The following is a 13708-nucleotide window of genomic DNA, read 5'->3' on the forward strand; positions in this document are numbered from 1 at the left end:
GGGCTAATCTCTTGTGTCCAACATTACAACAAAGTACATGCTTAGTATAAAATTGAACCGCCGTATACGGAACCGTACGTACGGTGGTGTGAGAGGTCGGAGGTTAATCACCTCCTCCTACTCGATACTTAAATCATAAGGAGGAACTTACAATCGAGACTTTACAGATCATCATCGATGCGATGCCAGTGTTATTAAAAGGGATGTGGATTACAGTTCTTATTACGGTCATTTCCCTTTTAATTGCATTGGTCATTGGTTTAGCTTTTGGACTTTGTAGTATTTCTAGAAATAAACTGTTACGAGCTATAGCAACCATATATGTTGATTTAATTCGCGGCACACCGATATTAGTACAAATTTTATTTATTTATTTTGGTCTGCCATCAGCGACAAGTATTACACTTACTGCCTTTACAGCGGGTGTTATTGCGATCAGTATTAACGCGGGTGCCTATTTAGTTGAAATCTTCCGAGCTGGAATTAATTCCATTGACAAAGGACAAATGGAAGCGGGGCGTACGTTAGGCTTTTCTTATGCACAAACGATGCGTATTATCATTTTACCTCAAGCTGTTCGTCGTATGATTCCAGCGTTCGTTAACCAATTTATCGTGAGTATAAAGGATACATCACTTCTTTCCGTTATCGGTATTGCCGAATTAACGATGTCTGGTCAGTCCATCTATGCGATGAACTTTCGTGCGTTTGAAATTTTAGGGATGGTCGGAATACTATACTTCGTCTTAATCTATACATTAACGTTATTTTCTCGCTGGCTTGAAAGGAGATTGGATGTCGCATGATTAAAATCGAGAATTTAAAAAAATCATTTGGTGACCTTGAAGTTCTAAAAGATATTAATGCCGAAATTAAACCACAAGAAGTTGTTTGTGTTATCGGTCCGTCGGGTTCGGGGAAAAGTACATTTTTACGTTGTATTAATCGTCTAGAGGAACCGACAGGAGGGTCAATTTATATAGAAGGAAATGATATTACAGACCCTAATAACAACATTAATAAAATGCGTCAAAAGTTGGGAATGGTGTTTCAACAGTTTAACTTATTCCCTCATATGACTGTGCTCCAGAATATTACATCTGCCCCCAGTCGCCTTAAAGGAAAATCGAAGTCTGAAGCCGATACTCTTGGGATGGAGCTTCTTGAGAAGGTAGGATTGACAGATAAAGCAAGTGTTTATCCGGATAATTTATCAGGTGGACAAAAACAAAGAGCAGCGATCGCTAGAGCACTAGCGATGGAACCTAGCATTATGTTGTTTGATGAGCCGACATCTGCTTTAGACCCTGAGATGGTCGGTGGTGTTTTAGGAGTTATGAAGGACTTAGCAAAAGAGGGAATGACGATGGTCATTGTAACCCATGAAATGGGGTTTGCTAGGGAAGTAGCTGACCGAGTGATTTTTATGGATGGCGGCTATATTGTGGAAGAAGGAGAACCAGAAGCGATTTTTGGTAATCCACAGCACGAACGTACCCAAGCCTTTTTATCAAAGGTATTATAATTAGAAAAAAACGATGCTAGTATATTCATTATAGCATCGTTTTTTTCTTTTCTAATTTGTGACCTTTTTTTCTTTATATAGACAAAATCCATAATATAGAAGAGAATGAAATAAAGGGAATACAGGTAATACTAATGATAATTTCTAGGAATTTAGAAAGAAGGAATTAAATTGGTGAACGCTCATAGAGAAGTAGAGGTTATCATTATTGGCGCAGGTTTATCTGGTTTGACAGCTGCTTATGAATTAAAAAAACAAAATATTTCTTTTACAATTTTAGAAGCGCGACCTCGTGCTGGAGGACGAATTTATAGTTTAAAAGAAGATCGTTTCGGTCTAGATTTAGGAGCCCAATGGATTAGCACCCATCACGAGAGAATGAAACAATTAATTGCAGAGTTTAATCTAGAAACGATTTCGACGAGTCAAAAAGGGAGAACGATTTACGAACAAAGAGGAAGAGTAAAGGAAGTGAATGGTTTTTTACCACCAGTATCACGTTTAGCCCTTATGGATCTTTTTAGAGTCAAACGGAAAATCAATCATATGATTAAACAACTCCCAGGCGAAGCCCCATGGAATTCAGAATTAGGGAAAAGTCTTGATCGAATTACGATGCAGGATTATGTTAATACTTCGATGTTTACAGACGAGGGGAAAATCCATTTTACGTTATTGGCAGAAGAAGAATTAAGTACAAAAATGTATTATGTATCAGCACTCGATGTTTTTTGGTTCCTTAAATCAGCAGGAAGTGTAAACAAGTTATTGTCCGCTGAGCAGTTTTGGATTCGAGCGGGAGCATCGTCGTTAGTGGAGTGTATGGCTGAGCGTCTTAAGGATCATATCGAGTATGAGCGACCAGTTGAGGAAGTTAAATATGAGACTTGTGATGAGGTAATTGTTTCTTCAGCAGAGGAACAATGGAAAGCGAAAAAAGTGATTATCACTGTTCCACCTAATATTACGGAGAACATAACGTTTCATCCTGAGTTACCTGGAGTTCGAACTGAACTTCAGAAGGAGTCGAGTTTTCCTTATGTTATGAAGATGGTAGTTGTATATGATGAACCGTTTTGGCGAGAAGTTGGCTTGAATGGCTCTTTATTTTCAGATCAGGGGCCTATTAGTTTAACGATGGATAGTTCACCAGAACATCAAAGGTTCGGAGTTTTGACCATTTTAGTAGGTGGGGAGAATGCACAAATCTATAGTAAAATGGGTCGAGAATATCGAAGAACAGAAACAATTAAAACGTTAGTCCGATTTTTTGGAGAAAAAGCAGGGACACCTACTCACTTCTTCGAAAAAGATTGGTCAGAAGACAAGTGGACACGGGGTGGGTATGGTAGTCATTTTCCACCTGGGACGTTAACAAAATGCGGCAGCGCTTTAACTGAGCCAGTCGGTCCAATACACTGGGCCGGTTCAGAAACAGCAACCGAGTGGCGATTATATATGGAAGGTGCCGTACAATCTGGACAAAGAGCAGCTGAAGAAGTCAGGCATGCTCTTCATTCTAAACAGTAGAAAGCACATGAGGTTTGAAAATGAACCTCACGTGCTTTTTTTGCATAAAGGCTGTAATTTATATGAAGAAAAATTTATAATTTTATACGGGAGGATTCCTTCTCAAAATGGTGGAAGTATCATTTAGTTCATTTCCGCACTTACTTTCGGTTCTGACTCAGTTTGGTGTACAGCACTTCTAACTTTTAAGCACAAAACTAATCCTATCGTCAAACAGATGGACGAGAATAGAAAAGCGCTTTTGAAGCCACCCCAATCATCGATTAACCAGCCAGCAACAGTAGGACCGATAAATTGACCAACCGCGAAATAAAGGGTTACATAACTAAAAGCGAGTGGCATATCTGCAGGTTTCACTTGGTCCATACTTGCGGCCTGTATCAATGTAAATAAGCCGATTAAAGTACAGCTTAACCCGACCATATGAACGATAAAGCCGAGAATCGTTGGGTAAAGGATCGGAAGAAGCATAAATATTAACGTAAGAGCCATAGTTAATATTAATGATTTTCTTCTTCCTAATTTATCAGATACAATTCCCCAAATAGGTCCGCTAAAAATAGATAAAATTCCGTTTAAGGCAATTAATTGTCCGGCTAAGGTTGCACTAACCCCATATTCAATCATAAAACTCATAATAAACAACATTTGAATAATGTAAGCGATACCAATAATTCCATAAATTAAGCCAACATTAATGATGGCAGGATTTCTATAAATTTCTTTTGGAGAAGATTGATGATTATTAGCATCTTTGGAACTAGTGATAGGTGGATTTTTAATTATAAGTAATATCAATAGGACGACAGTAAAACTAACGATAGCGAACAGTCCCCATGATAATCTCCAACCAATAATAGGGAAACTAGCATTTAATGCAGGAATGATAACCCCCGTTAGTAATAGTCCGACACCGACCCCGCTTGCGGTAAGACCTATGACGAATCCTTTCTGCTGCGGGAACCAAGCCACAAGTAATGAGACTAATGGAGTATACGTAAATGCAGTACCAACCCCTAATAAAAGCATAAATAAAATCGTTAACGAATAAAACGGAGTGAAAATTAATCCAATAAATCCAAAGGTTACAATTGAGATCCCAAGAAGTACCGTTTGTTTTCCACCCCACTTTGCAGCAAGAACCCCAGCAAACATGACTGTACAAACATAACCAAATGATGTAATCGTTCCAAGTAAACCTGCTTCTTTGTATGTAATTTGTAGACCGTCTCTCATAAATGGGAGGACAACACCATAAGAAAGCCTTGCGAAAGCTAATACGACAATAGTAGTTAACATACCAAGAAGCGAATAAAGCCACAATTTCTTTTTTTGATTTATGTCCATATTTTCAAATCTCCTTTATAAATTTATCTTTTTTGAAATAGATTTTATTTGAGAATTTGGTAGACCGTAAGTTTTTTTGACTTTTTAGTTAAATTTTCTGATAATTAATTTTACTATGGATTCTAGAAAAATAAAATAATTACCTTCCTGTTTTAGTAATTAAATGAATTTTCAGCAAAAAAAATCATTTTTGTTGGATAATAATAATTAATCATTTATGATGATGTTAAGCAGATTTATCATTTATGGAGGCTTTAATATAGGGACGTGTGTAGATAGGTACGCTCTAATAATTGTTGCAACAAGTAAATAAGTGAAATGACAATAATAGTAAACAGTAAAGTTTATAAGGTGCTTTGGATAAAGGAGTCAATCGATAACAAAACGATGTATAATATAACCTTTAGAAAAGGAACGATTGAAAGAAGGGTCAAATCATATGTGCAAATGGATCAATGGCAATTTATATTGGATATATACTTCCATATTGTTCCTCTTTATCGTTAATACGTTTATTGAAAATCTGATAATCACTTATATTGTAGGAATTTTAGCAGTGCCGATGTTAGGTATTTCTTTTTTAGGTGCAACACGATTGTTTCGTGTTATGGGAACTATCTTTGTAGTGATTGGTTTTGGATTATATATTTATTCCGGTCTACCGATCTATGAAATACCACTGTATACGACGTCGACGATGCCTTTGTTAGCTTTTTTAACTGTACTTCCATGGATGAATAGTGTTGTCCGTTCAGGTCGTTATGATCGACGCATTTATGAGATTATGAAAGTTAATGTGGGCGATCTAGGAAAATTGTATGTGAGAAGTTCATTTACGACATATATTCTATGTACGTTTATTAACTTATCTGCTTTATCTTTTACACAAGACGTTCTAAAAAAGAACATGGCAAAAATAAAGAAGCAAATTAGCGACTCTTTTATTAGCAAATCGACATTACGAGCGTTTGCTCTTGCATTAGCCTGGAGTCCGATGGAGATTATTGTGGCCATTACGGTTGACGCAACAGGGGTAAGTTATCTCACTTATTTACCATGGATGTTCTTATTTTCCTTCATTATATTTACTCTTGATAGTTTGTGGAGTAAAAAGAAATTGCGACAGATCCCATATCATTCAGCTGGAGACGGGATAACGAGAAAAATAAATTCGAGGAACATCATTATTCAAATCTTTAAATTATTACTTGCACTGACAGCATTTCTAGTCACGGTTATAACTATTAGCAACTATTTTAATTTAAACTTCATACTGTCGGTTACGTTAGTCATTTTACCGTTTTCGTTTGGTTGGGCTTTGCTAATGAAACGATGGCATAGTTTTTGTGCGATCGGCTGGAAAACATGGAAAGTTCGAACGAATAATCTACAGAACTTTGTTGTGTTATTTTTATCGTTAGCTTTCTTTTCTAGCAGTTTAAATGAAACACCGTTTCTTCAGGTAATTCAACAGCCGTTTTTAGGAGCTTCTGACCAACCATTGGTTATATTAATCTTAATTCAAATCACCTATTTGTTAATGAGTATGATTGGTGTACATCCTATCGCGACAATAGGTGTCCTAATCGAAGTGTTGCCACCACTTTATGAATTAATAAATCCTGTTAGTATCGGAATCGTTCTTATTACTGGTGCATTGGCAACAGCAACAGTAGGAACTTATGGAGTAACTGTCACTATGACTTCAATGAATACGAATCAAAACCCCTATCGAATTACCCTTCGTAACATGCCGTTTGCCCTTTTTTATGGAGCAATCGGAGTGTTGATGGGCTTTCTATTATTGTAGTAGAGATTTACTTATACATGGAGGATAGAAAATAACTTAATAAAACTGAATATTCCTAATTAGGGTCTCATGGAATGCAGAAAACGTGGTATAATGGTTTTATCTTCGGATTACGAAATATATTTTAATAGTTTCTTAGTAGATTTTACGAATGAGGAGATGAATAAAATTGTCCAAACGATTAGCTCGAACAGATGCACCGCTGGAACAAACGTGGGATTTAAGTGACTTATTTACGTCTGATAAAGCGTGGGAAGCGGAACTCAATCAATTACATGAGGAAGCAAAAAAAGTGACTCAATTTAAAGGGAAATTAGGTGAAAGCGCTGAGGTTTTGCTTGCCTGTTTAGAAGCTCAAGATGAACTCTTACAACGCACAATTCGTGCGGCCACATATGCTCACTTAAATACGTCTGTTGATGGAACGAATCCAACGTATCAGGCGAATGCTAGTCATGCTTCATCGACTGTAGCTTCCATCGATGCGGCGCTTTCTTTTGTTCAATCGGAAATTTTAGATTTGCCTGAAGGAATGGTTGAAGAGTTTCTAAGTAAAGAGGCAGGACTTAACACATATCGAAAAACATTAACGGAACTTCTTGAAACACAACCACATCGTTTATCACCGGAAACGGAAGCGATCTTAGCTTCATTAGGTGAAGTATTAGATGGTCCTTTTTCAATCTACTCACGTAGTAAAACAGCAGATATGCAGTTTGACCCTATTATAGACGAACAAGGCGAAGAACAACATGTCTCTCTAGCATTATATGAAACGTATTATGAACAGTCATCGAATACTGCTGAGCGAAGAAAAGCATATGCTTCCTATACAAAAACATTAAATCAATATAAAAACACATTTGCTGCTACATATGCAACAGAAGTTAAGAAACAAGTTGTTATGGCAAGAGAGCGTAATTATAAATCGGTAACGGATATGTTGTTACAGCCACAACAAGTCACACAAGAAATGTATCATAATATTTTAGATGTCATTCAAACGGAATTAGCTCCTCATATGAGACGTTTCGCTAAGTTAAAGCAACGTGTCTTTGGGCTCGATAAAATGTACTTATGTGACTTAAAAGCACCGCTTGACCCAGAGTATAACCCAGATGTTACGTACGATGAGGCTGCACAAGAAGTCCTTGAAGCTTTAGAAGTAATGGGACCTGAATATATGGAGATTATGACAAAAGCAATCAATGAGCGCTGGGTGGACTATGCAGATACAGTTGGTAAACGCAGTGGTGCTTTTTGTTCGAGTCCATACGGGGTACATCCATATATTTTAATGACATGGGCAGGGAAAATGCGTTCAGCTTTCACGTTAGCGCATGAACTGGGCCATGCTGGACATTTTGCTTTAGCTGGTCGCTATCAACGTTATCATAACACAAGACCTTCTTTGTATTTTATTGAGGCTCCGTCCACATTAAATGAAATGTTACTGAGTCATTCTTTACTAGCTAAATCGACAGATCCTCGCAAACGCTTAGCGGTAATCGTACAAGTGTTAGGTACCTATTACCATAACTATGTAACGCACTTGCTAGAAGGTGAAATGCAACGTCGTGTTTACGCTCATGCTGAAGCAGGAAAACCGATTACAGCGAACGTTTTATGTGACTTAAAAGGAGCTGTATTATCTGATTTCTGGGGTGATACAGTAGAAGTTGATGAGGGAGCTCGTCTGACTTGGATGCGTCAGCCTCACTATTATATGGGATTATATCCGTATACCTACGCAGCAGGGTTAACGGTTTCAACAGCAGTAGCTCAAATGATTCAAGAAGAGGGACCGCCTGCTGCAGAACGTTGGATGGAAGTATTAAAAGCAGGTGGCACGAAAAAACCTCTTGAGCTTATGAAAATGGCGGGTATTGATATGACTAGTCCAGAGCCAATTCGAAATACCGTTCAGTTTGTCGGTTCTCTAATCGATGAGTTGGAAAAGGGATTTGAATAACATTTTCACCTATTCCGGTAGCAGGAGTACTTTTCTTACGGTAGGATAAAAGTGTGAAAATGCTAGTTCCTAGATAAGTAGCTAGATGGTGTCTTAAAGTCATATGTTGTACATTTTAGGTTAGTTGGGAGAGTTAAGGTGTTGAGTGCCAAATCCAATGGTGCTCGGCACTTTTCTTTTTTTGTGGTTATTTTGAGCATTTGGTTCAGACCGGCGTCTTCGCCCAGAAATCGGGTGAAATGGTTCAAAAGTAGAACATTCATCCGGGGCACAGCTGCAATAATGAAGAAGTGGGGTTCGACCACATTAGAAAAGCCCGTTTTTCTTATAATACGAAAAACGAGCGCTTCCAATCTATTCACTAATAGACCTTAATAGGTTGAGCGAAAGTCAGCGATAAAGAGGCTGATTAGTCGTCTATCATTAGTACAACTCTTACGCGGCATGTTTCGTAGCGTTCTTTTTAAAGTACCACTTCAAAAGAGGGGGGACACATATAATAATGACCAAAATCCGGGTGAGCTGGAGCGCACTGACAATGGCTGGATCGCCGCCGACATATGCTGCCGTTAAGACCATTTCAATAATTCCACCAGGTGCAACACTTAATACCGCGGTCGCTAAGTCGAGTGACGTGAAGTAGGCTAACCCTGCACCTAATCCAAAAGAAGTTAGAATTAAAAATAGTGTAATGCCAAAGTAAACGTAACAGTATTTACCTCCTACTTTTAAGTCAGCAAAAGAAATACTCTTACCAAGACTAATTCCAACCGCCATTTGTGCAGCGAGTAATACAAATTCAGGTATACTTGGAAGATTAACTAACCCGATGTTCATGAGCGCTGTAATCGCAAGAGGTCCAATGACAATCCCAGCGGGAATTTTATTTTGAATGAAAACTCCAATTATAACCGGAGGTATGAACCATAAATAGTTCCACCCTCCCCAAGTAAATGTTTCTGCAACCACTTCCGACGCTCCTGTTACTTGCTGTTGACCAGTAAAGTAAAAGACAATGATCGTGGGAACAATAAACAGAACGGTTAATAAACGGACTGTTTGAAAGATGACAACTAATGAAGATTTTGCATTTAATGATTCGCTAGCGATGACCATCTCTGTTAAGCCGCCAGGTATAGAACCGAATACACTTGTCACTTGGTCAACTTCAATCCATTTGGTGACCAGGGTGCTTACGACAATACTTACACTTATTATTAAAGTCGTTACGACAAGAAACGGAAGGAAATAAGGTCCTATTGTTAGAAATGTTTCGGCTGTAAAATACAATCCAAAATAAATCCCGAGGATAATTAATCCAGTTTGTTTAATAGGGTTAGGCCAGTTTACTTTACGCTTGGAGAAACCTTGCCATAGCATAACGAATGTTAATGGACCTAACACCCAAGGTAATGGGAGGTTAGCAAGGCCGAACACATACCCGCCTACAAGACCTAAAAGTACGGTTTCCAAAAACTTTTTAAACTCTGTCGTGTTCATTTTCAAAGACCCCTTTTATCCATTATAAATAAGATACATATGAAAATCTTAACACATTGTTAACACTTTCGCCTGTCGAAATATTTTTCTAGATCATGAATAGCAGGGAAACATACAGAAAAGTGGAAGAGAATAGGAAATGATTAGCTAATTGGATGTTCATTCCATACCGTAGTATAATGCAAGTAGAACTGTGTATAGGAAGAGTTGATGAACCATGAAATCGAAAATTGATTTGACACTTACTAAATCAGAAATTAAAGATATGTTTTCTAGTTCTGTTTTTAAACGGGGTCTTGTTTATTATTATGAAAATCGAATAGAGGATTTGTACTATGATGCTGAAGAACAAGTATGGCGTGCTTCAGTAATCGGAAGTGAGTCTTATGATGTTGAAGTTAGTGTTAAGAAAAATGGAATGGTTGTTGATCATTGCAGTTGTCCCGCCCATGGCAGTTACGGGGAATGTAAACATAGTGTGGCTGTTTTACTTAAACTATCTGAAAATGGATCTTTAGAAGAAAGTCAAACGTTTTATGAAGAACAACAAAAACGAAGAAGTTATGAAACAGCTAAAGCGCTAATCAACTCTTTTACAAACCTCCGTCCTCGCGAGAAGACTGAACAAAGCTTACCTACAAAGGAACTGTTGACTGTAGAATACTATTTAAAAATACATAATTCATACTCTATGCAAGATAAGTATTTTTTTACGATTGAACTAAAGGTTGGTCCGAAAAGAACGTATGTTGTAAAAAAAATCGGTGAGTTTCTTAAGCATTACCACGAACAAAAATCATATTTTTTTACGAATAACTTTAGTTTTGATCCTTTTGAACACCGGTTTACAACTAATGACGAAAAACTATTAGAAATGCTTTATGACATGTATGCGCAAGAACAATTATATACGCGTATGTCTCCTAATTATTGGTCAAAGACGTCCATTATACCTAACCGAGAATTACTGATTGCTCCTTATTCAATAGATAGGTTGTTTTCAACATTTACAGACTCAGGAACCGAGTTATTATATAGTGATGCATATGGAAGGACACAACCCATTGAGATCCATCCGTATTTTGAGTTACCTTACTCAATTGAGTTATTAAAAAGCGAAGAGAATGAATTTATTGTTGATTTGAGTCATTTGCAAGACCTATTTTTTATGGAGATGTACGGTTATGCGTTTGACGAAAGAAACCTTTATAAATTAACGAACGAACAACAAACGTATATGAAAGAGTTGGAACGGTTTATAACTCAAGAAACGCTAGCCATTTCTAAAGAACAAATTGAACAATTTGTATCGCACGTCGTTCCTAAATTAAATAAACTTACTACTATTCAAATGGATGAAACGCTGAAAGATGACTTGATCAGTGTTCCACTTCGTTCCAACGTTTTTATAGATTATGACTTAGAGAGAGTTACAGTCAAAGTAGAGCACCATTATGGTGACATTATGATTAATCCGTTTGAAAGAGATGGTCGAACAGCTGATGTGAATGACCGAATTATTATTCGAGATGTAGAAAACGAACAACGAGTTATGGATGTCATTGAAAGCTCTTTTTTAAAAATTAACGGTGATCAATTGTATGTTGATGGGGACGAAGAGATTTATGACTTTCTCTTTCATACTCTTCCTCTTTTTGAGCAAGCGGCTAATGTTTTTCTAACAAACACCGCTAAAAGTTTATTAGGTTACGAACAGTATGAACCTTCCACTTCCATCGATATTGATTCAAGTGGGAATTGGCTAGAAGTGAGTTTTAACGTAGAAGGAATCGAACAAGAGGCTGTACAAGCAATTTTACAAGCGGTTGTAGAAAAGAAACGCTTTTATCGTTTGCCTAATGGAGCATTTCTATCATTTGAAGACAAGTCATTTCAACAAATGGATCAGATTTTTAAACAGCTGGATATTCATGGTTCAGAGCTTGATAATGGTAAGGTTGAAATTCCTCTTTATCGAAGTATGCAACTTGAGAATATTATTGGAGAAGATCAACACTATAAAGCAAAGTACAGTAAAGCTTTCCGTAGGCTTTTGCAAAATTTGAAACACCCCGATGAACTTGATTTCGCTTTCCCAGAAAATGTGAAGGCTGAATTACGGGATTACCAAAACTTTGGTTACCAATGGTTAAAGACCTTATCTTCGTATCGGTTGGGTGGCATACTAGCCGATGACATGGGACTAGGGAAAACATTGCAAAGTATTACGTATCTTGTTTCGGAAAAAGAAGAACATCCATCTGAATTTCCGTCGCTTGTGGTCGCACCAGCTTCACTGATCTACAACTGGAAAAGTGAATGTCAAAAGTTCGCTCCAAATCTAAAAGTTGCTGTTATCGACGGTGCTCCAGAAGAAAGAAAACAAAAGCTTGAGGATTTGAACGATGTAGATGTTTGTATTACTTCTTATCCATTAATGCGACAAGATAGTGATCTTTACGTTGAAAAGACATTCGATACTTTAATCTTGGATGAAGCACAAGCGATCAAAAACCCGCAGACGAAAACGTTTAAAGCGATCACTTCGATACGGGCACCAAAGCGTTTTGCTTTAAGTGGGACACCAATTGAAAACTCTATTGAAGAGTTATGGTCGATTTTTTACGTATTACTGCCAGGTTTTTTCCCAAAAAAACAAGAGTTTAGCAAACTAGAACTTGATCAAATTTCAAAAATGGTTAAGCCGTTCATCCTCCGCCGCTTAAAGAGTGACGTATTAAAAGAACTTCCTGATAAAATTGAAACTGTACAAATTTCCGAGTTAACGAAAACCCAAAAAGAATTATATGTCGGATATTTACAAAAGGTGAAGCAAGAAACTTCAGAAATCCTAAAAACAGAAGGGCTTAATAAAGGCAGAATAAAAATATTAGCGGCACTAACAAGACTGCGTCAGCTATGTTGTCATCCATTATTGTTTTTAGAAAAGTACGATGGTGGTTCTGGAAAGTTGGAGCAACTCCTCGAAACTGTCCAAACTGCCATTGATAACGGGAAACGAATTCTTATTTTCTCTCAATTTGCTTCAATGCTTAAAATTATTGAAGAACGAATAAAAAGAGAAGGTTATAACTATTTTTATTTGGACGGACAAACACCAGGAAAAGAACGCGTAGAAATGGCAGAACGATTTAATCAAGGAGAGAATAGCTTGTTCTTGATATCATTGAAAGCAGGCGGTACAGGCTTGAATTTAACAGGAGCAGACACCGTTATACTCTATGACTTGTGGTGGAACCCAGCGATTGAGGAACAAGCTGCTGGTCGAGCGCACAGGATTGGACAGAAAAATGTCGTTCAAGTAATTAAGATGATCGCTCAAGGAACGATAGAAGAAAAAATTTATGAGATGCAACAATCGAAAAAAGAGTTAATTGAAAAGGTTATTCAACCTGGAGAAACGATGCTCACCAGTTTAACGGAGCAGGAGATTTTGGAGTTACTAGGTTAGTCTGTATGAAGTAGGTTATAGAGAAAAAGTAAAAAGATAGTTTTCAGAAAACTATACGTATTAAATAGAGAACAAGTAGTCTAAAAATGGCTGCGTGTTCTCTATTTTTATATAATGAGTATGTTTTTCTAGTATATAAATCACTAGAAGGAAATTGGACATAATGTAAAACATCTTCCTTAGTGTTCTCCTGTGGTGGACAGTGTTGTGATTTAAATTAGATACCCTAGACGTCAGGTGTAACAATGTTTTGTTATGGATGAACGGTTATGTATAGAGAGTGAATAAATATTGCATAAGTTTTAAAAGACATGAAGTGTCGTGGTTGTTTGCTAATATCTTTGGGAATTTTTTACGGTGTTCTATTAATTCGTCTAGTATTAGTCTAGTATTAAGCGCTGGAATTTAAAAAAGCTGACCCTGATATAAACTGTACCCTATAGAGTAGACATTAAAAAAAGTCTACCTATAGGGTACTTTTTTGTATAATTAAAGAAAAATGGGGATTGGGGAAAGTACAATGAGTAAAAAGATATTTACAGAGTGCGAAAT

General features: G+C 37.1%; 8 protein-coding genes. 6 read left to right on the top strand and 2 right to left on the bottom strand.

Features of this window, described 5'->3' with window-relative positions:
• The first annotated feature begins 182 nt into the window (after window positions 1-182).
• The 3 genes from ACNSTQ_RS22465 to ACNSTQ_RS22475 all read left to right on the top strand — a co-directional run bounded on the left by ACNSTQ_RS22465 (window position 183) and on the right by ACNSTQ_RS22475 (window position 3055).
• Window positions 183-806, top strand: a complete 624-nt coding sequence (locus tag ACNSTQ_RS22465; RefSeq protein ID WP_418201978.1) for an amino acid ABC transporter permease — start codon at window positions 183-185, stop codon at window positions 804-806.
• Window positions 803-1525 carry an amino acid ABC transporter ATP-binding protein gene (locus ACNSTQ_RS22470; protein WP_418201979.1) on the top strand — a complete coding sequence of 241 codons (723 nt, stop codon included), beginning with the start codon at window positions 803-805 and terminating at the stop codon, window positions 1523-1525. Before ACNSTQ_RS22465 ends, ACNSTQ_RS22470 begins: the two co-directional genes overlap by 4 nt.
• 174 nt (window positions 1526-1699) lie before the next feature.
• A complete protein-coding gene (locus tag ACNSTQ_RS22475; RefSeq protein ID WP_418201980.1) occupies window positions 1700-3055 on the top strand; it encodes a flavin monoamine oxidase family protein in 1356 nt (451 codons plus the stop codon).
• 123 nt (window positions 3056-3178) lie between these two features.
• On the opposite strand, the gene ACNSTQ_RS22480 is transcribed toward ACNSTQ_RS22475, so the two are convergent.
• Window positions 3179-4402 (bottom strand): MFS transporter, encoded by a 1224-nt coding sequence (locus tag ACNSTQ_RS22480; protein ID WP_418201981.1) that lies wholly within the window; start codon window positions 4400-4402, stop codon window positions 3179-3181.
• A 439-nt stretch (window positions 4403-4841) separates the two neighbouring features.
• On the opposite strand from ACNSTQ_RS22480, the gene ACNSTQ_RS22485 reads away from it, so the two are divergent.
• Both ACNSTQ_RS22485 and pepF read left to right on the top strand, forming a co-directional pair.
• Window positions 4842-6212, top strand: coding sequence for a hypothetical protein (locus ACNSTQ_RS22485; protein WP_418201982.1), 1371 nt, complete (start codon window positions 4842-4844; stop codon window positions 6210-6212).
• Window positions 6213-6381: 169 nt separating this feature from the next.
• A complete protein-coding gene (gene pepF / locus ACNSTQ_RS22490) occupies window positions 6382-8184 on the top strand; it encodes an oligoendopeptidase F (RefSeq protein WP_418201983.1) in 1803 nt (600 codons plus the stop codon).
• A gap of 435 nt (window positions 8185-8619) precedes the next feature.
• On the opposite strand, the gene ACNSTQ_RS22495 is transcribed toward pepF, so the two are convergent.
• Window positions 8620-9684 carry an AbrB family transcriptional regulator gene (locus ACNSTQ_RS22495; RefSeq protein ID WP_418201984.1) on the bottom strand — a complete coding sequence of 355 codons (1065 nt, stop codon included), beginning with the start codon at window positions 9682-9684 and terminating at the stop codon, window positions 8620-8622.
• Between the two features lie 217 nt (window positions 9685-9901).
• Here ACNSTQ_RS22495 and ACNSTQ_RS22500 point away from each other — a divergent pair, with 217 nt between their 5' ends.
• Window positions 9902-13156: an SNF2 helicase associated domain-containing protein gene (locus ACNSTQ_RS22500; RefSeq protein ID WP_418201985.1), complete on the top strand. Its 3255-nt coding sequence runs from the start codon at window positions 9902-9904 to the stop codon at window positions 13154-13156.
• Window positions 13157-13708 lie beyond the last annotated feature (552 nt).

The organism is Alkalihalobacterium sp. APHAB7, assembly GCF_048323755.1.
Classification (GTDB): domain Bacteria; phylum Bacillota; class Bacilli; order Bacillales; family Bacillaceae_F; genus Alkalihalobacterium.

Bases quoted from the DNA above. Each gene is read 5' to 3' on its own strand.
- ACNSTQ_RS22500 (WP_418201985.1), top strand. From the start codon at position 9,902: ATGAAATCGAAAATTGATTTGACACTTACTAAATCAGAAATTAAAGAT.
- ACNSTQ_RS22465 (WP_418201978.1), top strand. From the start codon at position 183: ATGCCAGTGTTATTAAAAGGGATGTGGATTACAGTTCTTATTACGGTC.
- ACNSTQ_RS22480 (WP_418201981.1), bottom strand. From the start codon at position 4,402: ATGGACATAAATCAAAAAAAGAAATTGTGGCTTTATTCGCTTCTTGGT.
- ACNSTQ_RS22495 (WP_418201984.1), bottom strand. From the start codon at position 9,684: ATGAACACGACAGAGTTTAAAAAGTTTTTGGAAACCGTACTTTTAGGT.
- ACNSTQ_RS22470 (WP_418201979.1), top strand. From the start codon at position 803: ATGATTAAAATCGAGAATTTAAAAAAATCATTTGGTGACCTTGAAGTT.
- ACNSTQ_RS22485 (WP_418201982.1), top strand. From the start codon at position 4,842: ATGTGCAAATGGATCAATGGCAATTTATATTGGATATATACTTCCATA.